Source organism: Halomonas sp. A29 (genome assembly GCF_046723295.1).
Classification (GTDB): Bacteria; Pseudomonadota; Gammaproteobacteria; order Pseudomonadales; family Halomonadaceae; genus Halomonas.
In genome coordinates this window covers 346122-369106 of record NZ_JAXQPR010000007.1, presented here as the reverse complement: position 1 = coordinate 369106, position 22985 = coordinate 346122, and the positions used below count along the sequence as shown (strand labels likewise).

Genomic DNA, 22985 nt, shown 5'->3' with positions numbered 1-22985 from the left:
TACTGACAATGACAACGGGTGACGACGATGCAAGACAACGAGCTGAACATCCAAACCATCGATCCCACGCTGTACAACGAGGACCTCGCCCCGCTGAAGCACGAGGACCGCAACTGGGGCGCCTTCGAGATCTTCAACGTCTGGTCCAACGATATCCAGAGCCTGTTCGGCTATACCCTGGCCGCCTCGCTGTTCCTGGCCTATGGGCTCAACGGCTGGGCGGTCATGGCGGCCATCATCCTCGCCGGGGTGATCGTCATGTTCCTGGTCAACCTGACCGGCAAGCCCAGCGTGAAGTACGGCATTCCCTTCCCGGTAATGGTGCGCGCCAGCATGGGCGTTCGCGGCGCCAACCTCCCGGCCATGCTGCGCGCGATCATCGGCATCTTCTGGTACGGCGTGCAGACCTACTTCGCCTCTACCGCCGTGGCGCTGTTGATCACCGCGCTGTTCGGTGCCGGTAACGGTGGCACCTTCCTGGGCCTTTCCGGCGTGGCCTGGGTCTCGTTCGTGATCGTCTGGCTGTTCCAGATCGCGATCTTCTGGCAGGGCATCGAGCGCATCAAGCACTTCCTCAACTGGGCCGGACCGCTGGTCTACGTGGTGATGGTGGTGCTGATGATCGTGGTCTGGTACCAGGCCGGCAGTGACCTGTTGCCCGCCATTGGCACCATCTTCAGCGGCGACGGCTCACGCAGCGGCAGTTCGATCGCGGCCTTCCTCGCCATCGTCGGTACCATGGTGGCCTACTTCGCGGCGGTGGTGATCAACTTCGGCGACTTCACCCGCTTCGTGAAGACGGAGCGCCAGATGAAGCTCGGCAACCTGCTCGGCCTGCCGCTCAACGTAGCCTTCTTCTCGTTCATCGCCCTGATCATCACCGCCGGTACCCTGGTGCTGTTCGGCGACGCCCTGACCAACCCGGCCGACATCGTCGAGCGGGTCGACTCCCTGCCGCTGACCATCGTCGCCGCCCTGACTTTCTTCGCCGCCACGGTGGGCATCAACCTGGTAGCCAACTTCATTCCGCCGGCCTACGACCTGGCCAACCTGTTCCCCAGCAAGATCAGCTTCAAGGTGGGTGGACTCATTACCGCCGTAGTGGCCTTCTTCGTCGGCGCGCTGTGGGTCTCGCTGATCAGCCAGATCGGCGTACCGGGCTTCGTCAACGCTCTCGGCGCCATCATTGCGCCTTTCTACGGCATCATCGTGGTCGATTATTACCTGGTGAAGCGCCAACAGCTGGACATGCAACAGCTGTTCTCCTCCAAGCCGGGCACTGCCTACTACTACGTGAAGGGGTGGAACACCCGCGCGCTGGCGGCCTTCGGTGGCGCGGCGCTGTTCTCGATCTCCACGGTGCTGGTGCCGGCGCTCTCCGGCCTCGACGGCTACGGCTGGATGATGGGCGCTGCGCTTGGCGGGCTCTTCTACTACGGCCTGATGCTCAGCTACCGCCCCGCGCCGGTGGCCCCGGCCACCTGATCGATTCGTTGCCACGCTCGCGCCTCCGGTACGCCCGGGGCGCGGAACCAACAAGCGGAACCGACAAACCATACGAGCCGCCGAATGCCTTGGCATCCGGCGGCTCGTATGCATCGATAGGTCGAGCGGTCGATACTGCGCATCAACCTCGGTCGAACAGATTCTTCTTCACCTCGGCGAGGTGCTCACCCAGCAAAGCACGTGCGGTCTCCTCGTCGCGGTCGCGCAGGGCGGCGACGATGGCACGATGCTGCGTCTCGTAGCGCTCACGGCGCACCGGCGTCAGCGAAATCCGCTTGAGCCGGCCCCACTCTCCCTCCTCGCGTATCACGTTGGTCAACTCCAGGATGCGCAGGAAGAAGCTGTTGTGGGTGGCCTCGGCAAAGGCCTGGTGCAAGGCGCCATCCCAATGCTCGAACTCCTCGATGCTGGCAGCCGCCTCGGACCGTGCCAGGCACTCCTCCATGCGTGTGAAATCATCGGCAGTGGCAAAGCGCACGATCAGCGAAACCATCTGCGGCTCGATCAGCAGTCGGGCATCCATCAACTGGGCCGGGCTCACCTGCCCCGCCATGCTGCCGACACTCGGCGAAACGGGAGATGAGGATGCGTAGGATGCCGACGCCTCGGGTGGAGCGAACAGTTCGGCGGCGCTCTCGCTGACGAAGGTGCCGCTACCCACCACCTGCGTGATCGCTCCCAGCGACTTGAAATGGCCCAGGACGCGCCTCACCGCGCCGCGAGAGGCGCCGAAACGCTCGCTCAGCTCACGCTCAGTCGGCAGTCGATGGCCGGGGGGAAAGCGGCCGCTGGCTATCTCGGCCTGCACATGGCGGGCCAGGGCTCTGGCGCCGTCCGAACGGATGCCGCTCTCGGCCAGGGCGTCCCGAAGGGCCCTGTCGTCGATGGTGCGCGTCGGCCTTTCGCTCACGGGACATCCTTCATCATGTCATGCATTACGGATCCAATCCCTGCTGAATTTAGCCCATTTGGTACATCATGACAAAAACAATGGCTTGAATTAGTACCAATTGCCTTCTAGGCTCGGTCAATACAGAACCAAAACAAACCAATGGAGAGCCAATCATATGAAATTCGCCACCCTGCGAACGGCGGCCGACCAGCCGCCCTTCGTCGCCCTGATCGACGCCGCAGGCCAGCGCTACTGGCCGCTGAGCGACCTCGTTCCCGAGTTCCAGGGCGACATGCAGCAGTTGATCCACGACTGGGCCTCACTGGGCGAACGGATCGCGCCCCAAGGCGAGGGCCGCCTCCTCGACGGAGCCAGCCTACAGGTTCCTCTTCACCCCCACCGCAACATGTTCTGTATCGGCAAGAACTACTTCGAGCACGCCGCGGAATTCAGCGGCTCCGGCTACGACAGCAGCACCACTGCCGACGATGTGGTCCCCAAGCACCCGATCGTCTTCACCAAGGCCTACAACACCCTGATCGCCCATGGCGACGACATTCCACGCCATGCCGAGGTCACCGAACAGCTCGACTACGAGGCGGAATTCGCCGTCATCATCGGCAAGAGCGGTCGCGGCATCAAGAAGAGCGAGGCCTTTGATCATGTCTGGGGCTATACCATCGCCAACGACGTGACCGCTCGCGACCTCCAGAAGAAGCACAAGCAGTGGCATCTCGGCAAGTCGCTGGATGGCCTCTGCCCCATGGGGCCGTGGCTCGTCACCGCCGACGAGTTGGAGCGCGACAGCGCCACCATCAAGTGCTGGGTCAATGGCGAACTGCGCCAGGATGCCCGGCTGGATCAGCTCATCTTCGACGTGCCGACACTGATCGAAACCCTTTCTGCCGGCATCACGCTCGAGCCCGGCGACGTGATCCTGACCGGTACGCCGGTCGGCGTCGGTATCGGCTTCACCCCTCCCAGGTTCCTGCAGGCCGGCGACACCGTGCGCATCGAGGTCACGGGCATTGGCGCATTGGAAAATCGGGTCGGCGACTGAGCGACCCGTATCGGCACCAGGTTCCACAATGCGCCCTCGAGCGCCATAACAACATCAGGAGCACGCCATGTTCATCCCAGATTCCAAGCTCAAGACACTCTCCGCCGCCATGCTGGTGGCTATCGGAGGTTTCGCCACGGCTCCCGCCATGGCCGAGGATTTCTATGCCGGCAAGACCATCGAGATGGTGGTGCCGTTCGGCGAGGGCGGTGCTACCTACGTCGCAGCCAAGTTCCTCGAGCCCTTCCTCGAGAAGCATCTACCGGGTAAGCCTCAGGTCAACGTGCGCACCCGGCCGGGCGGCGGTTCGATTCTAGGCGCCAATTGGTTCCAGCAGAATGCCGAGCCCGACGGCGAAACCATTCTCTTCACCACTTCCTCCACTTCCAACCCGTACGTGCTGGGCATGGACGCGGTGGAATATGACCTGGCCGCGATGCGCCCGGCCTACAGCCTGCCCTTCGGTGCAGTGATCTACGTCTCGCCGCGCACCGGCATCGAGTCGCCAGCCGAACTTCGCTCGCCTGACATGCCGCTGATCTACGGCGGTATCGCCGCTGCCGCCAGCGATCTTCCCGTGTTGCTCGCCTTCGAGCTGCTCGATCTCGACCTGCGCACGGTACTTGGCTTCGACGGCCGCGGCCCGGCCCGCCTGGCCTTCGAACGCGGGGAAACCAACATCGACTTCCAGTTCACCCCGGCCTACATGTCGCAGGTGGTGGACATGGTCGAAGCGGGTTCCGCGGTGCCGATCATGACCGGTGGCTCGGTAGGCGGCGACGGTGTGCTGAGCGCTCGTGACCCCGCCTTTCCCGACTACCCTTCGGTCTATGAGGTCTACGAGGAGCTGAATGGAGAGCCACCTTCCGGCGTGGAGTGGGATGCCTTCCAGGCGATCGGTGCCACGACCTTCAACTTCGGCCTCACCGCCTACCTGCCGGAAGGGACACCGGACGAAGTCATCGAAATCTTCGAGGAAACCATCGCCGCCATCAACGCCGATCCCGACTACCAGGAGCAGAGCCAGGAGGCCATCGGAGGCTACGACCTGCTACCGGCGTCGGCGGTCACCGATTCACTGAGCGAAGCCCTGCAGCCCTCCGAAGAGGTGCGTGACCACCTGCGCACCCTGCTCAGCGAGAAGTATGACGTCGAGCTGTAAGCTCGGTACCGATGCGGCCAGCCCCCCCGGGCTGGCCGTACTCGATGATCCCGCATAGGAATCGCAACGTGCTCGAGAATATCGTTTCGGCCCTGGATATCCTGTTCCAGCCCGCGCGGCTGCTGGCGCTCTTCGCCGGCATGCTGGCCGGGATGGTGTTCGGCATGCTGCCGGGGCTGGGTGGGGTCGCTGCCGTGTCGATCCTGCTGCCGTTCATCTATCTCATGGATGGTTACGCCGGCCTGGCGATGCTGCTCGGTGCCATCTCGGTGATCTACACCTCGGACACCATCACCTCGGTGCTGCTCGGTGCGCCAGGCTCGCCAGCCTCGGCGCCCACCGCCATCGAGGGCCATGCGCTGGCCAAGCAGGGCAAGGCGTCGCTGGCGCTCGGCGTCGGCTTTCTGGCATCGATGGTAGGCGGCCTGTTCGGCGCCCTGATTCTCTCCGTGGCGATTCCGATTGCCGGCCCGCTGGTACTGGCGCTGGGCACCCCGGAGCTGTTCATGTTCGCCCTGGTGGGGCTGTGCTTTGCCGCCAGCATGGTAGGCAAGGATCTCGCCGTTGGCCTCGCTGCCGCCTGCTTCGGCATTCTGCTGGGCGTGGTCGGTGCCGCGCCGGCCGCTGCCAACTATCGCTTCATCTTCGGCCAGTCCTACCTGATGGATGGCCTATCGCTGCCGATCGTGGCACTCGGGCTGTTCGCCGTGGCCGAGCTGATCAGCATGGTCGCCGCAGGCGGTGGCATTGCCGGCAAGCCGACGCCCCTGGGCAAGTGGAGCGACAGCTTTCGCGAGTTCTGGCGCCATCGCTGGCTGATCTGTCGCTCGTCGCTGATCGGCATTTTCGGCGGCTTCGTACCCGCGGTGGGTGCCAGCGCCTCCACTTGGATCGCCTACGGCCACGCCATGAGTTCCACCAAGGACAAGCGCAATTTCGGCAAGGGCGAGATCCGCGGCGTGGCCAGCGCCGAAGGAGCCAACAACGCCACGATCATTTCCGACCTGGTGCCCACCATGTTGTTCAGCGTGCCGGGCGGGCCCGCCGCCGCCATCTTCCTCGGCGCGCTGTTCTCGTTCGGCTTCTATCCTGGCCCGCGCATGGTCAGCGAATCGCCGGACCTGATGTACATGATCGTATGGAGCGTGGCACTGGCCTCGGTGCTGGGAGCCGCCATCTGCTTCGCCGTGACGCCCTACATCGCCCGGCTGACGCGGGTGAACTTCGCGCTGATCGCCGCCCCGCTGCTGTTGATCATGGTGGCCGGCGCCTACCAGGGTACCCGTACCTTCGGCGACATCCTCGCCCTGCTGGCACTCGGCATCCTCGGCTGGCTGATGAAGAATGCCGGCGTCCCACGCGCCCCGGTGCTGGTCGGCTTCGTGCTGGCCACGCCCATGGAACAGTACTTCTGGCTGACCACCCAGATCCACGGCTTCGCCTGGCTGACACGCCCCGGGGTGCTGATCATCGCCTCGCTGATCGTGATTCCGCTGGTGTTGAACGTGGTGCGCCGACTGCGCCAGCGGCGTAGCGCCGGCCGCGACGAATCGCTGCCTCAAACCGCAGCGGATAGCGGCGAGACCGCTAGCCACGACAGCAGCGTCATCCTGATCATGGTGTTGCTGATGGTTGCGGCCTTCGGCTACGCACTGGTGGAGATGCTCGGCTTTAGACCCAATGCGCGGCTGATGCCGAGCCTGGGAATCGTGCCGGGCCTGCTGCTCAGTCTCTACCTGCTGGTTCGCCAGCTGATCTCCATGCAGCGCCAGGGGCGCTGCGTGAACCTGGCGAGCCGCCAGGAGCTGCCCGTGCTTGGCGGCATCCTGCTGTACGGCATCGTCATGTGGCTGGTCGGGTTCAACTTGGCCACGCCGCTGCTGCTGGCCTGGTTGCTCGTCGGCTGCGCCAGAATGCGCTGGGGTTCCGCCCTGCTCTACGGGCTTGCGGTCTATGCCGTCGCCCAGGGCATGTTCGCCATGATGCGCCTCACGCCACCTCGGGGCATGCTGCTGAGCCTGCCCATGCCGTGGTGAGGTGTTGCGATACACCGCGCCAGTAAGTGGCGCCAGCCTGCATCTCAGGCACCGAAGATGCGGTGCAGGTCCGGCGTCCCTGCTTCCTCCTCGACGATGGAGAGCGAGGCCTCGATGGCCTTGAGGTGACGACTCATGAAGGCCGTTGCCCGCTCGCCGTTCTTGGCTTCGAGAAAGCCGATCAGGTCGTCGTGGTCATGTGACTCGCAGCCCAGATGTCCCGAGCTGCCGTAAACCGCCAGGATAAGCGATGAACGTGAACAGAGCTGGCCGACGAAAGCGGCCAGGGTGGCGTTGCCCGAAAGCTGGGCCAGACGCTCGTGAAAAGCGGCGGAGAGCTTGATCGCGCGGCTCTGCTCGCCCGACTTCAGCGCTTCGCGCTCGCGCCGGGCCATGTCGCGCAGTTCACGCACGTCCTCGGCGGTGATGCGCCGTGCCACTTCGGGCATCAAGCCGCACTCCACCATCTGACGGGCGTCGAAAACGTCCTTGGCCTCATCGGCGGTGGGGCGCGTGACGCTGGCACCGCGGCGTGGCGTGAGGGTCACCAGCTGTTCCAGGGCCAGGCGCTGGAGGATCTTGCGTATGCCGGTGCGGCTGATGCCGAACACCTCGGCCAGGGCATCCTCGCGCAGGCGCGCACCGGGGCGCAGACGGTGCTCGATGATGGCATCGCTGATCGTGCGATAGATGGCCTCATGACGCTCCGCCCCATCGCCATTCTTGCCCAGGCGCCTTGGCTTGGCCTTGCCCGAATCGCCGGCCTCGGCCAGGCTCTGCCGCTGGTTCATGGTGCCTCTCCTCGCTTCCAACACTGGCAGCCATTGTATACGTATCTCTGGCCGACTATCGAACCTATATGGACGCCCCCAGCCCGCGGGGAGGCGGGCTGAGGGCATCATGGGCATCAAGCGATTCCGGTGTCACTCCGACCAGGCGGCAATGACCTCGCGCTCCTCGTCGGTCATGCCGGTCATGTTGCCAAGCGGCATGTATTTGCTGCCTACCACTTGCTGGATGCGCTCCTTCTGGCCAAGTATCTGCTGCTCGGTATCGTAGGCAACGCCAGCAGGTGGCGAGGTGAAGCCGGGCTGGGTCGGCTGGCGCGAATGACAGGCGACACAGTGCTGGTCGATCAGCGCGTGGACCTCCTCGAAGTCTGGTCCTGCGCCCTCGGCCACGGGCGTGCCGGTCACTTGCCCGGCCGGAGCCGCCAGCCAGAACGCCACCAGGATCAGTGCTGCGCCGGCGACGGGATAGGCCGGCTGGATCTTGCCCGTGTGCATCAGCACGAAGAACTGGCGGATCAGCGCACCGGCGAAGATGAACAGCGCCATCAGCACCCAGGCGTATTCATGGTTGTACACGAAAGAGTAGTGGTTGCTGATCATCAGCAGCACCACCGGCAGGGTGAAGTAGGTGTTGTGGACCGAGCGTTGCTTGCCGCGCTTGCCATCCAGCGGGTTCGGCTCCTCGCCGGCCTTCATCGCCTTGACCATGCGCCGCTGGCCGGGAATGATCCAGAAGAAGACGTTGGCCGACATGGCGGTGGCCATCACCGCACCGGTCAGCAGGAAGGCCGCCCGCCCGGAGAACATCTGCACGCTGAGATAGGCCACGACGACCATCAGCACGGCGACAGCCAGGCTGAGGATGCCGTCGCGATCCATGTTGGGGCTGATGCGCTTGCACAGCTCGTTGTAGATCACCCAGCCGGCCAGCAGGAACACCAGTGCCAGCACGTTGGCCTGCCAGCCACTCAGGTTGGCGGCCCACTCCCAACTGCTGTTGGGGTTGACCAGGTAGAAGCCAGGGTTGGTCATGTAGAGCAGCACGAACAGGGCGAAACCCGAAAGCCAGGTGGTGTAGGACTTCCAGAACGACCAGTGGAGATCCTCAGGCAGCTTGGCAGGCGCCGTGGCATATTTCTGGTTGTGGTAGAAGCCACCGCCGTGCACGGCCCACATCTCGCCGAACACGCCCTTGTCACGATCCTCTGCAGCCTTGGGCTTGCGCAGGCCGTTGTCCAGCATCACGAAATAGATCGACTCGCCGATCCAGGCGATGGCCGCGATGACGTGCAGCCAGCGCAGCATGAAATTGACGAACTCGAGTAGGTAAGCTTGCATCAGGTTGTCTCAGTTTCGTTGTTGTTGACGCCGCATCGCGGAGCGCAGCCAGTTTTGGATAACGATTAGCTGCCGCGGTAGGTGGAGTAGCCATACGGTGATAGAAGCAGCGGCACATGGTAGTGCTGCGAGGCGTCGGCCACGCCGAAACGCAATGGGATGACGTCGAGGAAGCGCGGCTCGTCGGCCTGGGTGCCCTGCCGACGCAGGTAGTCGCCGGCATGAAAGACGAGCTCGTACTCACCGCTCCGGAAACCGTCGCCTTCCAGGATGGGGGCATCGCAGCGGCCATCGTCATTGGTGGTCACCGTCTTGAGCGCTGTGCGCTGTGCGCCATCCAGACGATAGACTTCGATACGGATGCCTTCACCGGGGCAGCCTTGGGCAGTATCCAGCACGTGAGTGGTCAGTCGTCCCATCTCGTTACTCCTGTAGTTGGCCCGAGATAGCCTGCGGCAGCTTCGGGTCGAGTCAGTGTCTGGCGGGAACTGAGGCCCACCACACCACCATGAAGACAGTTTTAGCTCTTTCGGTGGTACATTTCAAAATTTTTTTGTATACACTTTATTGAAGACACGCGACTTCCCTACCTTTGCAGCCCTCACCCATGGAGCAAGCACGATGCATGACAATACGCTGATTCCACGCCCCAGCACCCTCGACCTCAGTGAATTCGTGACCCGCTTCGGCGACATCTATGAACACTCCCCTTGGGTGGCCAAGCTGACCTGGGAGCGCGGCCTGCAGGCTGCACAGGACACATCGGCCGGGCTCGCCGAGGCCATGGGCCGGACGCTGCGTGAGGCCTCTCCGGAGCGCCAGCTCGAGGTGATCCGCGCCCACCCCGACCTGGCCGGCAAGGCCGCCATTGCCGGGGATCTCACCGACGACTCCACGCGTGAGCAGGCCGGGGCCGGGCTCGACCAGTGTACGCCCGAGGAGATGGCTCGCTTCGAGCGCCTCAACGCCGCTTACAAGGAGAAATTCGGCTTTCCTTTCGTCATGGCCGTGAAAGGCAGCGATCGCCACGCCATTCTCGCCGCCTTCGAGGCCCGCCTGGAGAACTCGCAGCAGGAGGAGCGTCGTACCGCCATCGAACAGATCAACCGCATCGCCCGCCTGCGCCTGGACGACCGCGCGACGAATCGCTGACCGGCAATGACATGGCAGCGTCGTCACGGCCGCTGCCATGCTTCCCTCCGTTACCCTTGATGCGCCTTTGCCCCCTTCTCCCTATTTCCTTACACCAGGCGCCGCCACGAGCGGTGCGTGTCACTTGCTGTACAGGCGCCCCAGACATGACCAAACGGTCAGAACAATTCTTTCAACGCCATGTTTTAAACGATAATTATATTTGGTGGACAAAAATTACTTCGAATTGTCTTTTAAAAGAAACTCTATTGTGTACATTCTTTCTGGGGCGTGGTGCACAGACAAGCATCACGAAACAATAACAACCCGAGAGCCTGACAATGACCGACGCTGAACAGTCGCCTCGACAGACCAAGCCTTCACGCACCATCAACCAGAACCCTGACGCCATGCCGCCGCTGAGCAAGGCGATTCCGCTCGGGCTGCAGCACATCATGGCGATGTTCGCCGGCAATGTGACGCCGCCCATCATCATCGCAGGCGTGATCGGCGCCACTGCTGGCGAACAGATCTTCCTCATCCAGGTCGCCCTGTTCGTGGCCGGCGTCTCCACCCTGGTGCAAACCATCGGCATGGGCCCCATCGGTGCCCGCCTGCCGATCGTCCAGGGCACCAGCTTCGGCTTCCTGCCCGTTGCCCTGCCGCTGGCCAAGGCCTTCGGCTTGCCGGCTGTGCTAGGGGCTTCCTTCATCGCCGGCCTGCTACAGATCCTGCTGGGGGCATTCCTCAAGAAGATTCGCCACTGGTTCTCGCCAGTGGTGACCGGCATCGTGGTACTGCTGATCGGCATCACGCTGATGCCGGTGGGACTGAACTATGCCGCTGGCGGCGTGGGATCCGCCGACTTCGCTTCTCCCACCAACCTGGCATTGGCCCTCTTCGTGCTGGTGGTGACCATCACGGTGCACCAGCTGGGCCGCGGTTTCATCAAGGCCTCGTCGATCCTGTTCGGCTTGCTGGCCGGCTACCTGGTGGCCATTGCACTGGGCATGGTGGACTTCACCAACCTGCGCGACGCCGCCTGGTTCGCCCTGCCTCAGCCCTTCGTCTACGGCATGGAATTCTCCATGACGGCGATCGTCGGCATGACGCTGATCATGTTCGTGGTGGGGCTAGAAACCATTGGCAACATCTCGGCCATCACGACCGGTGGAGCCGGCCGACCGGCCAAGGATCGCGAACTCTCCGGAGGCGTGATGGCCGATGGCGTAGCGACCTCCTTCGCCGCCGTGTTCAACACGCTACCCAATACCGCCTATGCCCAGAACGTGGGCCTGATTACCCTGACCGGCGTGGTCAGCCGTCACGTGGTGACAATCGGCGGCATCCTGCTGATCGCCATGGGCCTGTTCCCGAAGCTGGGCGGCCTGGTCGCTGCCATGCCCCATGCCGTGCTGGGCGGAGCCGGCATCGTGATGTTCGGCATGATCGCCTCGGCCGGACTCAAGATTATCAAGGAGTGCGAACTCGACCAGCGCGCCATGCTGATCATCGCGGTGTCGCTGAGTCTCGGCATCGGGTTGCCTGCGGTGGAAGCGATATCGGAAACCATGCCGGGGCAGGCCGGCCTGCTGCTGAAGTCGGGCCTGGTGCCGGCTGCCGTAGCCGCCCTGCTGCTGGACGCCATCCTGCCGGGCAAGCCACGGCGCAATGCCCCCAAGGAGCCGATGGCTGCCGAGAGCGAGCAGGCGCGCTCCAACGTCTGAGCCTGTGGCCGGCCCGGGCTTTCCCCCCGCCCGGTCACCTTCATCCTGACCCTGCGTCGGACTACTGGCTTCCTGGGTTCTACACTGGTGACAGGAATGCCCATGGAGGAGGATGCGCCATGTTTCGCGATCGCCTGGACGCTGCCGAGCAACTCGCCACCCGCCTCTCTCACCTGAAAGGTGCCAACCCCTTGATCTTGGCCATCCCGCGCGGAGGGGTGCCCATGGGGCGCTATCTGGCCGATGCCCTCGAGGGAGAGCTCGACGTCGTGCTGGTGCGCAAGATACGTGCCCCGGGCAGCCCCGAGTTCGCCATCGGCGCCATCAGCGAGGACGGCACCATGAAGCTCGACGCAGCGGCCTCGCACTTCCCTCAGGAGGCGGTCGAGCGAGAGGCGGAGCAGCAACGCAAGCTGCTTGGGGAACGCCGCCAGCGCTATAGCCCGATCCGCCCACCGATTCCGCCAGAGGGCCGGGTCGTGGTGATAGTCGACGATGGCAGTGCTACTGGCGCCACCATGGAAGCAGCATTGAAGGCCTTGTATGGCCGCACCGAACTCTTGGTGGCAGCGCTTGGGGTAGCCGCACCCAGTGCCGTCGCCCGACTGGAGGCGATCGCCGATGAGGTAGTATGCCTGGAAGCGCCGCACACCTTCAGGGCGGTCGGGCAGTTCTACGCCGATTTCGGTCAGGTAGAGGAAGAAGAGGTCATGCAGCTGCTCGGCGGATGACGTCGCCACGCACTGCGGTGAAACCTTTCACCGCGCATATAAGGAAAGGCCGCCGCCCCGGGAGGGGCGACGGCCTTTTTCGTCAGCGGCAGGTGCGGCGACTTACTTGGTCGCGGCGCTGGCGGCCTTGACGTTCTGCTCGGTCAGCTGCTGACCTTTCTGCAGGAATTCCTGGCTCAGGTCGACGACCTTCTTGGTGTCGCCCTGCAGACGCTCGCCCAGCTCCTTGACGGTTTTCTGCTGGGTCTCGAACACCTGCTTGAGGCCTTCGGAGTCCTTGACGTCGACCCAGGCACGGGCTTGGGCCAGGCTCAGGTCGGAGTAGCTGCGGAAGGCTTCCATCTGTGCCGAGAGAAGCTTCTCGTAGTACTCCAGGGCCAGCGAGCCATAGGCACGCGCCGGGGCGATGAACAGGGATTCGAACTGCTGAGTCGCTTTATCTTGGGTCTTGCTCATGAGACACCTCCTACGTTGCATTGCCAAGGCAGGATTGCGCCTTGTTGCAATGCAACATAGCACCTCGGTTTGTGCTATGCAACATTTTTTGTGCAATGCAGCATAAGGTGTCGATGCCCCTCCCGTAACCGATGCGTCAGCGATAGGCACCTTCGATATCCGTTACGCGCATGGCCCCGCGACCGAGCCCGTCGTGCAGGTCGAGCATACGCTCGATCCAGCCATAGACCGGGTCGGCATTCGATACCAGGTCGGCAGTGGATACCACCCTGGCCCACATGAAGGAGCCGAACACCAGGTAGTCGGCCGCGGCGGGCGCCTCGCCATCGATGAAGTCGGACTCCTTCAAACAGCCACGCAACGGCTCGAGGGCGGCATCCAACTGCGCCAGCCCCTTGGCGGGCGAATGGAATTCCTCCAGGGAGCGTCCAAAGCGCTTTTCACGCGTCTCGCGAAAGTAGTCGCGATCCCTGGGGGCGATGGCATTGAGCAGGTCCATGACGATGGTACGCATCATCGCCGGTTGCAGGGCACGCTCGGCATAGTGCTTGAAGAAGCGCGCCCGAGCCTCGGCCACTTCCGAGCCCAGCAGTGGCGCCTCAGGGTAGGTGCGATCCAGATGGCACAGGATGGCGTAACTGTCGATGATCGTCTCGTCGCCATCGACCAGCACCGGAACCTTGTCGTAGTCGGCAAAGGCCAGGGCCTCCTTGTCGGAGAAATGCCAGGCGCGCGTCTCGTAATCGAGCTTCTTGTGGGCCAGCGCATAGCGCACGCGCCAGCAATAGGGGGAAAAGCGCAGCCCTTCGTCGATGCCGCAGAGATCAAAGAGAACCCTTGCCATGACGCCTCCTGGCGAAAATGGATTGTCGTCTCCGGATAGTGCCAGCCTTCCTGGCAGGATGCCAATCGCGCCGGGCTCGACTAAGCTGGGGTCTGAAGCCTGTCCATTAGTCTAATAACGAGTAGCGCCCAATCGTATGATCGGACGCTTCATTCATTTCTATGCCATTGTTCTTCATAGACTATGTTTCTTGTCACCATGCCCAGTCCGGCCACGCAATATTGGTAAGACCAATGATCCAAGGATGGCAACTTGCGTTCGCTCTTCGTATCGTTGCTTCCCTTGCCGGCAAAGGCAGGGGGTGCCCCGCCAGATGGCCTGCACCTGCGGGTCTCTAACGCTGGTTTCTAACAAGGAGAAATCCGAGGAAACGTCATGACGGATACAACCCTAGCGCTACTCGCCTTCACGCCGTTGGTACTGGCCGGCGTATTGCTGATCGGCTTTCGCATGGCTGCCAAAACCGCCATGCCCATCGTTTTCGTGATCACGGCCCTGATCGGGCTGTTCGCCTGGGAAATGAGCTTCAATCGGGTATTGGCATCGACGCTTCAAGGCTTGATCCTGACCGTCTCGATTCTGTGGATCATCTTCGGCGCCATCCTGCTGTTGAACACGCTGAAGCACTCCGGGGGTATCGCAGCCATCCGCAATGGCTTCTCAGGTATCAGCCCCGACAAGCGGGTTCAGGCGCTGATTGTGGCCTGGCTGTTCGGCTGTTTCATCGAAGGGGCGTCGGGCTTCGGCACACCCGCAGCGGTAGCAGCGCCGCTGATGGTAGCACTCGGCTTCCCGGCGCTGGCCGCCGTGGTCGTGGGTATGATGATTCAGTCGACCCCGGTATCCTTCGGCGCTGTCGGCACGCCCATCGTGGTCGGTGTCACCGGTGGGATCAATTCCTCCGCCATCACAGAACAGTTGGAAGCGGGCGGCTTCACCTGGCTCGAGTATTTCCGTCTCATCTCGGCCGAAGTGGCCATCGTGCATGGCATTATCGGCATCCTGATGCCGCTGATCATGGTCGTCATCATGGTGCGCTTCTTCGGCGCCAACCGCTCCTGGAAGGAGGGGCTTTCCATCGCCCCGTTCGCGATCTTCACCGGCGTGGCCTTTGTGGTGCCCTACACTCTGGCCGGCGTGTTCCTGGGGCCGGAGTTCCCCTCGATGATAGGGGCCATGGTGGGCCTGGCCATCGTAGTGCCGGCGGCCCGCCGCGGCTTCCTGCTGCCCAAGGACAGCTGGGACTTCCCCGAGCGCGACGCCTGGCCGACTGGCTGGATCGGCAAGTTCGAGATCAAGATCGACGACATCGCCGGCAAGACACCGCTCTCCACCTGGATGGGCTGGCTTCCCTACGTGCTGCTGGCCGTGTTCCTGGTCGCCTCGCGCACCATCGATCCGCTGCGTGAAGCGCTCAATGCCTGGACCTTCGGCTGGGGCAATATCCTTGGCGAAACGGGTGTCTCAGGCAGCATCGCTCCTCTCTACCTGCCCGGCGGCATCCTGCTGATGGTGGTGCTGGTCACCGCCCTGCTGCACCGTATGCGCATCGGTGAGCTCAAAGCCGCCTTCAGCGAGTCCTCGCGCACCCTGCTGGGGGCCGGCTTCGTGCTGATCTTCACCATTCCCATGGTGCGGATCCTGATCAACTCGGGCGTCAACGCCGCCGACCTGGTCTCCATGCCAGTGGCCATGGCCCAGCTGGTGGCCAACAGCGTGGGCGATGTCTATCCCTTCTTCGCCCCGGCAGTAGGCGGCCTGGGGGCCTTCATCGCCGGTTCCAATACGGTTTCCAACCTGATGCTGGCCGATTTTCAGTTCAACGTAGCTCAGCAGCTCGGCCTCTCCACTGCCTTCATGGTGGCGCTGCAGGCCGTGGGCGCCGCTGCCGGCAACATGATCGCCATCCACAACGTGGTAGCGGCATCGGCTACCGTCGGCCTGCTCGGCCGCGAAGGCGAGACCATCCGCAAGACCATCCTGCCGACGCTCTACTACCTGGTATTCGCCGGAGCGATCGCCATGGTCGGCTTCTACGTGCTCAACGTCAGCGACCCGCTGATGGAGGTGGGCGCGACGGAAGCTGCGATCGTCGAGCAGATGGAGCAGGAGCCTGCTGAAGAGGCGGGAGAGGCGGGAGAGGCGGACCAAGAAGAGCTGGAAGAACTGGAAGGGGCTGAACAGGAGCCCATGGAAGAGGATGAGCAGGACGAGGATGAGCGGGAAGAGTAAACCTGACCTGACCGCCTGGTAACGGCTGCGCCCCGAGGTATATATACCTCGGGGCGCGCTTTTTTTGCGGCTAATGGCTAGCGGCTAACGGCCTGGTCGATACGTTCGAGCTGACCCTGATGGTGGCGTGCTTTCTCGACGTAACCTGCTGCGTTGCGCCGCATTCCTTCGATGGCCTTGTCGTCGAGTTCACGCACCACTTTCGCCGGCGCTCCAACGATCAGCGAGTTCGGCGGAAATTCGGCCCCCTCCTTTACCACGGCCCCGGCTGCCACCAGGCAGTTTTCGCCGATCACCGCACCGTTGAGGATCACCGCCTGGATACCGATCAGGCTACCGTCACCAACGGTACAACCGTGCAACATCGCCTGATGGCCGACGGTGACTCGCTTGCCCACCTTGAGCGGAAATCCCGGATCGGCATGCAGCACGGCGCCGTCCTGTATATTGCTCCCCTCGCCGACTTCCAGATGATCGGTGTCGCCACGCAGCACCGCCTGATACCAGACGCTGGCGTCGACCTTTAGCGTTACCTGTCCGATCACCTCGGCGCTCTGCGCCACATAGGCACTTTCATGAATGTCAGGGCGGTGCTCGCCCAACCGGTAGATCGCCATCGAATGCTCCTCCATGGTCGTCAGATCGTCGAGGTCGCTGCCGGCCTTCCAAGCCTTCAGCCAGGCGCTCGACATGATGCAACCCACGTCGCCCCCTTTTTGCAAGAAACACCCTGCCTCATCAGGCCAGTGCCTGCTCCAGCAGGCGAGCGACATGGAGTGCTTGGCGGCCTGATCCATCCTTGATCTGATGGCGACAGCTGGTGCCATCGGCCACCACGAGCGCCTCTTCATCGGCTTCACGAATCGCCGGCAGCAGTGACAATTCCGCCATTTTCATGGAGGCGTCGTAATGCTCGGCCTCGTAGCCAAAGCTGCCCGCCATGCCACAGCAGGATGACTCGATGGTTTTCACTTCCAACTCCGGGATCCAACCCAGCACTTGCTCTACCGGCCGCAGTGCATCGAAGGCCTTTTGATGGCAATGGCCATGCAACAACGCCTGTCGCGGCAACGGCTTGAGCTTTAGTGACAATTCACCGGTGGCATGAGCCCTGACCAGGAACTCCTCGAACAGGAAGGCTGATTCGGAGAGGGCACGCGCCTGGGCACCAAAGCCATATTGCAGGAATTCGTCGCGCATGCCGAGCAGGCAGGATGGCTCCAGCCCGACGATGGCAATACCACGCTCGACATAGGGCATCAACGCCTCCAGAGTTCGCCGAGCCTCTTCCTTGGCTTTGTCGAACTGGCCCGAGGAGAGATAGGTACGGCCGCAGCAAAGTGGTCGTTCGCCGGGCTTGACGTTGAGATGCACCCGGTAACCTGCCGCCTCCAGTACCCGCTTGGCGGCTCGGGCGTTTTCACTCTCCATGTAGTTGTTGAAGGTATCCACGAACAGCACTACCTCACGCAAAGCTGAGCCAGGGCTGTCGTGCCGCTCGGCCAGGAAGTTGCCGTTGAAAGCAGGCAATACGCGCTCGCCAGCCAACCCCAGCGCCTTCTTCAGTGGCCCGGCTACAAAGGGTAAGCGTTCCGCCACCCCCAGCACCTTGGAGAAACGACTGGCCCAAGCGGCATAGCGCGGCACCTCTCCCACCATACGGTCGCGCAGCGACAATCCATTGGCGCGGACCCGAGCGGCACGGGCTTCGATCTTGAACTTGGCCATGTCTACGCCGGTTGGACAGTCGCGCTTGCAACCCTTGCAAGAGACGCACAGGTCAAGTGCTTCCTTGACCTCGTCGCTGGCCAACCCCTCATCACCGAGTTGGCCGGAGAGTGCCAGACGCAGGGTATTGGCCCGCCCCCGCGTCAGGTGCTGCTCATCGCGGGTGGCACGGTAGCTGGGGCACATGGTCCCGGCGTCAAACTTGCGACAGTGGCCGTTGTTGTTGCACATCTCCACCGCCATGGCCAGGCCGTGGGTAGGGTCGCCGGCACTGCCGGGCTCGCTCTGCTCGCCGGTGAGTGGGTCCCGCTCGACGTTCCAGGACGACCAATCAAACAGCGGTATGAGCGGGATTCGCTGATAGTCGGAAGGGAAGCGGAAGTAGCGCTCATCATCCATCTTGGGGGTATCGACGATCTTGCCGGGGTTGAGCAGGTTTTCCGGGTCGAAGGCCCTCTTGACCCCCTTGAGAGCCTCATTGAGCGTTTCCCCGTACTGCCAGGCCACCCATTCGCCGCGGCACAGGCCGTCGCCGTGTTCGCCGGAGTAGGCCCCCTTGTACTCACGTACCAGAGCGGAAGCCTGCTCCGCGATTTCGCGCATCTTCGCGGCACCATCACGACGCATGTCGAGTATCGGTCGCACATGCAGGGTGCCGACGCTGGCATGGGCGTACCAGGTCCCCTCGGTGCCGTAGCGGTGAAATACCTCGGTGAGCCTGTCGGTGTATTCCGCCAGATGCTCCAGGGGCACCGCACAGTCTTCGATGAAGGAGACCGGCTTGCCGTCCCCCTTCATGCTCATCATGATGTTGAGGCCGGCCTTGCGCACGTTCCACAGCGCCTGCTGCTCGGCGGGCTCGGGCATCTCCACCACGCTGCCAGGCAGCCCCAGGTCGGCCATCAGCGCGTTGAGTCGCCCGAGCGAGGTGAGCTGGGCATCGCGGTCCTCACCGACGAACTCCACCAGCAGCACCGCTTGGGGTCGACCGATCAGGGCCTTCTCGATCACCGGGCGGAAGGCCGGGTTATCCAGGGAGAGATCGATCATGGTGCGGTCGACCAGCTCCACCGCCGTGGGGTCCAGGGTGACGATGTGCTGGGTGAAATCCATCGCCTGATAGAAGGTGGGGAAGTTCACCACACCCAGCACCTTGTGGGTTGGCAGCGGCGATAGCCGGAGCTTGATACGTCGGCTTACCGCCAGGGTCCCCTCGGAGCCCACCAGCAGGTGGGCCAGGTTGACACGCCCGTCCGGGTCGTAGGGCTTGGGGTTCTGGCAATCGAACAGGTCGAGGTTGTATCCCCCGACACGTCGCAGCACCTTGGGAAAGTGCTCACGGATATCCGGGGCGACACCTTCGGCGATGGCCTTGACCCGTTCGGCCAGTGCGCGCTCGCGTCCCTTGAGCGGCAGCTCGTCGAAGAAGCCGAAGTGGCCCTCGCTTCCGTCGGCCAGCCAGGCATCCACGCCAAGCACGTTGTGCACCATGTTGCCGTAGCGGATCGAACGCGAGCCGCAGGAATTGTTGCCGGTCATGCCGCCGAGGGTGCACTGGGCGCTGGTGGAGACATCTACCGGAAACCAGAGCCCATGGGGCTTGAGCCAGGCGTTGAGGTGGTCGAGCACGACACCTGGCTCCACCACCACGGTGCGCGCCTCGGCATCGAACTCGAGGACCTGGTTCAGCCAGCGGGTATGGTCGATCACCAGCGCTTCGCCCACCGTCTGGCCGCACTGGCTGGTCCCGGCGCCACGGGCCAGGATCGGCACCCGCGCATCACGGGCGATTTCCAGTGCCGTGGTCAGATCCTGCTGGTGGCGCGGGATCACCACGCCCACCGGCATCACCTGGTAGATCGAAGCATCGGTCGAGTAGCGGCCTCGCGAGGCTTGGTCGAACAGCACCTCGCCTTCCAGCTCTCGGGCAAGGCGGGTCGCCAGCCCGGTCACCGGTTTGACTCGTGCATCCCGGGACGCGGTCTTGTCCGTCAGAGAGGTCATTCTGCCTTCCTCAGCCATGGGATGGGATCACTTGGCGTCGAGCGGGTGCTGGGCAAAGTAGTCCAGCGCCGCCAGCACACCGCTGGACTCGAGCGAAACGCCGGCCAGCGTCATGCCCGCCTCGCAGCCACCCAGGGTGGCAATCAGTGTCAGGTCGTTGCAGTCTCCCAGGTGGCCGATGCGGAACATCTTGCCCTTGGCCTTGCCGAGCCCCATGCCCAACGACAGGTCGAAGCGCTCATAAATGATCTTGCGCACGGTGTCGGCGTCGACCCCTTCCGGCATCACCACTCCGGTCAGCACCGGCGAGTAGACGGCCGGGTCCTGGCACTGAATCTCCAGTCCCCATGCTTCTACTGCCTTTCGCACGCCGGCAGCCCAGCGCTGGTGGCGGGCAAAGACGTGCTCCAGCCCTTCGTCGAGCAGCATGTCCAGCGCCTCGTTGAGGCCGTAGAGCAGGTTGGTGCTGGGGGTATAGGGCCAGTAGCCGTTGCGGTTGGCCTCGAGGATCTCGTCCCATGCCCAGAAGCTCCTGGGCATGGTCGATTCGCGGCTGGCCGCGATAGCCTTGTCGGAAAGGGCGTTGAAGCTGATGCCCGGCGGCAGCATCAGCCCCTTCTGGGAGCCGGAGATGGTGACGTCGACACCCCATTCGTCATGCCGGTAGTCGGCGCTGGCGAGGCCCGAGATGGTATCCACCAGCAACAGCGCCGGGTGGCCGGCGGCATCGATGGCGCGACGCACCGCGGCGATGTCGCTGGTCACGCCGGTGGAGGTCTCGTTGTGCACCACGCAGACCGCCTTGAGCCGATGCTCGGCATCCTCCCGCAGGCGTGCCTCGATCATGTCGGCCTGCACGCCCTGGCGCCAGCCTTCATAGCCCGGCAGCCCGATGAATTCGGGCTCGAGCTGCAGGCGAAGCGCCATCTTGTGCCATAGGGCGGCAAAATGGCCGGTCTCGAACATCAGCACCTTGTCGCCCGGCGAAAGGACATTGGCCAGGGCGGCCTCCCAGGCGCCGGTGCCCGAGGCCGGGTAGATCATTACCGGGTTCTCGGTCTTGAAGACTCGACGGGTCTTGTCGAGAAGCTCGAGGCCCAGGGCGCCGAATTCCGGACCGCGGTGATCGATGGTGGGCAGGCTCATGGCCCGCAGGATACGATCCGGCACCGGCGACGGACCGGGAATCTGCAGGAAATGGCGGCCGGATGGATGAAAATCCAGTTTCAGCATGGGTTCTTCCTCTCGTTCGTTGTTCTTGATAAGAGATGAGGCCTATTTGATACAGCCCGCTGCACGCAGCGTGGCGAGTTCGTCCGCCGTCATGTCGAGCCCGCCGAGCACCTCGTCGGTATGCTGGCCAAACAGTGGCGCCGGGGAGCGTATCTGCGCAGGGGTAGCCGAGAACTTGCTCGGGAAACCGATGGTTTTCATGCGACCAATGACCGGGTGCTCCATCTCCTCCACCATGCCCCGTGCCAGGTAGTGTTCGTCGGCCATCGCCTGGGCGAAGTCGTTGATCGGCCCGGCCGGCACCCCGGCCCGGTCGCAGCGCTCGAGCCAGTCACTCAGATCGCGGTCGACCATGATCGACTCCAGCAGTGCCTCGAGCTCCTCCACATGTCGACCGCGATCGAAATTGGTGAGAAAGCGCGGGTCCTCCATCATCTCGGGGCGCTCTAGCACATCACCGCAGAACCGCTCCCAAGTGCGCTGGTTGGCACAGCCCAACATCAGATAACCGTCACGGGCCTTGATGGCCTGATAGGGGGCCGAGACGCGATGGCGCCATCCGGTGGGCTCGGGCACCTTGCCCTCCGAGAAGTAGGCCGCCGCTTCCCAGGTGAACCACGGTAGTCCGCACTCGGTAATGGCAATGTCGATATGCTGCCCCTCACCGGTATTCATCTTGTGGATATAGGCGGCGAGAATGGAGTAGACGGCAGTGATGCCGCCGCCGATGTCGTAAACGGCGATGCCGGTCTTGAGCGGCCGGCGCCCCGGCTCACCGGTCATCGACATCAGGCCCGACATGCCCTGGGCGACAAGATCGAAGCCACCCCGGTGGCTATAGGGCCCGCTCTGGCCGTAGCCGGAAATCGAGCAATAGATGATCCCGGGATTGATCGCCTTGATGGCGTCGTAATCGATCTTGAGCGAGGTGGTCACGCCGGGACGGTAGTTCTCGACGATGACGTCCGCCTCACGGGCAAGCTGGTAGAAGATTTCCCGTGCCCGTTCATCCTTGAGATTGAGCGAGATGCTCTTCTTGTTGCGGTTGATCTGCGCAAAGCAGGTCGATTCATTATTGACGTAGGGCCCCATTTGACGGCTATCGTCGCCGCCGTTGATCTTCTCGACCTTGATCACCTCGGCGCCCATGTCGGCAAGCACCATGGTGCAGTAGGGGCCGGCCATGATCTGCGAGATATCCAGAACCTTGATCTTTTCCAGGGGAAGCATGGGCCTCACCTCTCTCTTTCGTTAGTGTCAGGTGCTTGGGTAGTCGCGCCGGAGCGCCATGCTCCGTTCAGCGCCCCTTCCATTCGAAGGGCGTCTTGTGCAGAAACTTGTTCACCGCCGCCTTGAAGTCGTCGCTCATGTAGCAAGCGGTGACCCAGTCATCACTGGCTTCCCGCTCCAGGCGGCGATGGGTAAGCACCCGATTGATCAACGCCTTGCTGGCCTGAAGGGTGAGTGGAGCCCGCCGGCCCAACTGCTCGGCGACCCCGGCCACCTCGGCATAGATGAGGTCTGGGTCGATCACCGCATTGACCAGCCCCGCGGCGCCTGCCTGTTCGGCGTCGAGCAGAGTGCCCAGCATCAAGGCCTCCTTGGCGCGCGCCACGCCCAGCATGTCGATCAGACGCGAGACATTGGTGATCGAGAGCGTGTTGCCCAAGGTACGAGAGATAGGCACGCCGAACTTGAGGCTCGGCGTGGCGTAACGGAAGTCACATACCAGGGCCAGAGCCGCACCGCCGCCCACGCATGCTCCTTCCAGCAGGGCAACGGTAGGCTTTTCCAGGGCCTCGAGCTTGCCGACAACCGCATCGATGCGCTGCTCGTAGGCAATGGCATCCTGTGGCTCGCGGAAGCTCTCGAACTGACCGATGTCGGTGCCGGCCACGAAAGCCTCGCCCCCTACCCCATGCAGCGCCACCGCATGAATGGAGTCGTCCTCTCGGATACGGTCGCAGTACGCCGAGAGAGCGTCGTACATCTCCCACGTCATGGCGTTACGGCTCTCGGGACGGTTGAAGCCGAGCCAGGCCACGCCATCTCGCACCTCATACAGCAAGGTCTCGCCTGTCATCTCACCCCTCCCATGCCAACGGAAATCTTAA

General features: G+C 63.2%; 19 protein-coding genes. 8 read left to right on the top strand and 11 right to left on the bottom strand.

The window, feature by feature from the left end; all coding sequences use genetic code 11:
* Positions 1-27: 27 nt before the first annotated feature.
* On the top strand, positions 28-1485 hold the full coding sequence (locus SPH52_RS16035; RefSeq protein WP_411796045.1) for an NCS1 family nucleobase:cation symporter-1: 1458 nt from the start codon (positions 28-30) through the stop codon (positions 1483-1485).
* A 142-nt stretch (positions 1486-1627) separates the two neighbouring features.
* On the opposite strand, the gene SPH52_RS16030 is transcribed toward SPH52_RS16035, so the two are convergent.
* The gene (locus tag SPH52_RS16030) at positions 1628-2416 is read right to left on the bottom strand and encodes a FadR/GntR family transcriptional regulator (protein WP_411796044.1); all 789 of its coding nucleotides are present in this window, start codon (positions 2414-2416) and stop codon (positions 1628-1630) included.
* Between the two features lie 157 nt (positions 2417-2573).
* Between SPH52_RS16030 and SPH52_RS16025 the strand changes: the two genes are divergently transcribed.
* From SPH52_RS16025 to SPH52_RS16015, 3 genes are all read left to right on the top strand, one after another.
* Positions 2574-3458, top strand: coding sequence for a fumarylacetoacetate hydrolase family protein (locus SPH52_RS16025; protein WP_411796043.1), 885 nt, complete (start codon positions 2574-2576; stop codon positions 3456-3458).
* A gap of 67 nt (positions 3459-3525) precedes the next feature.
* Positions 3526-4620: a Bug family tripartite tricarboxylate transporter substrate binding protein gene (locus SPH52_RS16020; protein ID WP_411796042.1), complete on the top strand. Its 1095-nt coding sequence runs from the start codon at positions 3526-3528 to the stop codon at positions 4618-4620.
* 68 nt (positions 4621-4688) lie between these two features.
* Positions 4689-6656: a tripartite tricarboxylate transporter permease gene (locus SPH52_RS16015; RefSeq protein ID WP_411796041.1), complete on the top strand. Its 1968-nt coding sequence runs from the start codon at positions 4689-4691 to the stop codon at positions 6654-6656.
* 44 nt (positions 6657-6700) lie between these two features.
* On the opposite strand, the gene SPH52_RS16010 is transcribed toward SPH52_RS16015, so the two are convergent.
* The 3 genes from SPH52_RS16010 to uraH form a co-directional block, all read right to left on the bottom strand.
* Positions 6701-7447, bottom strand: a complete 747-nt coding sequence (locus tag SPH52_RS16010) for a GntR family transcriptional regulator (protein WP_411796040.1) — start codon at positions 7445-7447, stop codon at positions 6701-6703.
* 132 nt (positions 7448-7579) lie between these two features.
* A complete protein-coding gene (locus SPH52_RS16005) occupies positions 7580-8785 on the bottom strand; it encodes a urate hydroxylase PuuD (protein WP_411796039.1) in 1206 nt (401 codons plus the stop codon).
* A gap of 65 nt (positions 8786-8850) precedes the next feature.
* On the bottom strand, positions 8851-9204 hold the full coding sequence (gene uraH, locus SPH52_RS16000) for a hydroxyisourate hydrolase (RefSeq protein ID WP_411796038.1): 354 nt from the start codon (positions 9202-9204) through the stop codon (positions 8851-8853).
* Positions 9205-9406: 202 nt separating this feature from the next.
* Here uraH and uraD point away from each other — a divergent pair, with 202 nt between their 5' ends.
* The 3 genes from uraD to SPH52_RS15985 all read left to right on the top strand — a co-directional run bounded on the left by uraD (position 9407) and on the right by SPH52_RS15985 (position 12374).
* On the top strand, positions 9407-9937 hold the full coding sequence (uraD, locus tag SPH52_RS15995) for a 2-oxo-4-hydroxy-4-carboxy-5-ureidoimidazoline decarboxylase (RefSeq protein WP_411796037.1): 531 nt from the start codon (positions 9407-9409) through the stop codon (positions 9935-9937).
* Positions 9938-10257: 320 nt separating this feature from the next.
* Positions 10258-11643 (top strand): uracil-xanthine permease family protein, encoded by a 1386-nt coding sequence (locus SPH52_RS15990; protein ID WP_411796036.1) that lies wholly within the window; start codon positions 10258-10260, stop codon positions 11641-11643.
* A gap of 119 nt (positions 11644-11762) precedes the next feature.
* Complete coding sequence (locus SPH52_RS15985; RefSeq protein ID WP_411796035.1) at positions 11763-12374, top strand: phosphoribosyltransferase; 612 nt, start codon at positions 11763-11765, stop codon at positions 12372-12374.
* Between the two features lie 102 nt (positions 12375-12476).
* Here the strand turns inward: SPH52_RS15985 and SPH52_RS15980 are convergent, their stop codons facing one another.
* A complete protein-coding gene (locus tag SPH52_RS15980; RefSeq protein ID WP_411796034.1) occupies positions 12477-12830 on the bottom strand; it encodes a phasin family protein in 354 nt (117 codons plus the stop codon).
* 136 nt (positions 12831-12966) lie between these two features.
* Entirely contained in the window at positions 12967-13674 is a 708-nt protein-coding gene (locus SPH52_RS15975) for a glutathione S-transferase N-terminal domain-containing protein (RefSeq protein WP_411796033.1), read from the bottom strand.
* Between the two features lie 375 nt (positions 13675-14049).
* Here SPH52_RS15975 and SPH52_RS15970 point away from each other — a divergent pair, with 375 nt between their 5' ends.
* Complete coding sequence (locus SPH52_RS15970) at positions 14050-15906, top strand: L-lactate permease (protein ID WP_411796032.1); 1857 nt, start codon at positions 14050-14052, stop codon at positions 15904-15906.
* Positions 15907-15983: 77 nt separating this feature from the next.
* Here SPH52_RS15970 and SPH52_RS15965 read toward each other — a convergent pair whose 3' ends face one another.
* The 5 genes from SPH52_RS15965 to SPH52_RS15945 form a co-directional block, all read right to left on the bottom strand.
* On the bottom strand, positions 15984-16523 hold the full coding sequence (locus SPH52_RS15965; protein ID WP_411796064.1) for a gamma carbonic anhydrase family protein: 540 nt from the start codon (positions 16521-16523) through the stop codon (positions 15984-15986).
* 121 nt (positions 16524-16644) lie between these two features.
* Positions 16645-19638, bottom strand: coding sequence for an FAD-binding and (Fe-S)-binding domain-containing protein (locus SPH52_RS15960; protein WP_411796031.1), 2994 nt, complete (start codon positions 19636-19638; stop codon positions 16645-16647).
* A 27-nt stretch (positions 19639-19665) separates the two neighbouring features.
* Positions 19666-20871, bottom strand: coding sequence for a pyridoxal-phosphate-dependent aminotransferase family protein (locus tag SPH52_RS15955; protein ID WP_411796030.1), 1206 nt, complete (start codon positions 20869-20871; stop codon positions 19666-19668).
* 42 nt (positions 20872-20913) lie between these two features.
* On the bottom strand, positions 20914-22101 hold the full coding sequence (locus tag SPH52_RS15950) for a CaiB/BaiF CoA transferase family protein (protein WP_411796029.1): 1188 nt from the start codon (positions 22099-22101) through the stop codon (positions 20914-20916).
* Positions 22102-22168: 67 nt separating this feature from the next.
* Positions 22169-22954, bottom strand: coding sequence for an enoyl-CoA hydratase (locus SPH52_RS15945; RefSeq protein ID WP_411796028.1), 786 nt, complete (start codon positions 22952-22954; stop codon positions 22169-22171).
* Positions 22955-22985 lie beyond the last annotated feature (31 nt).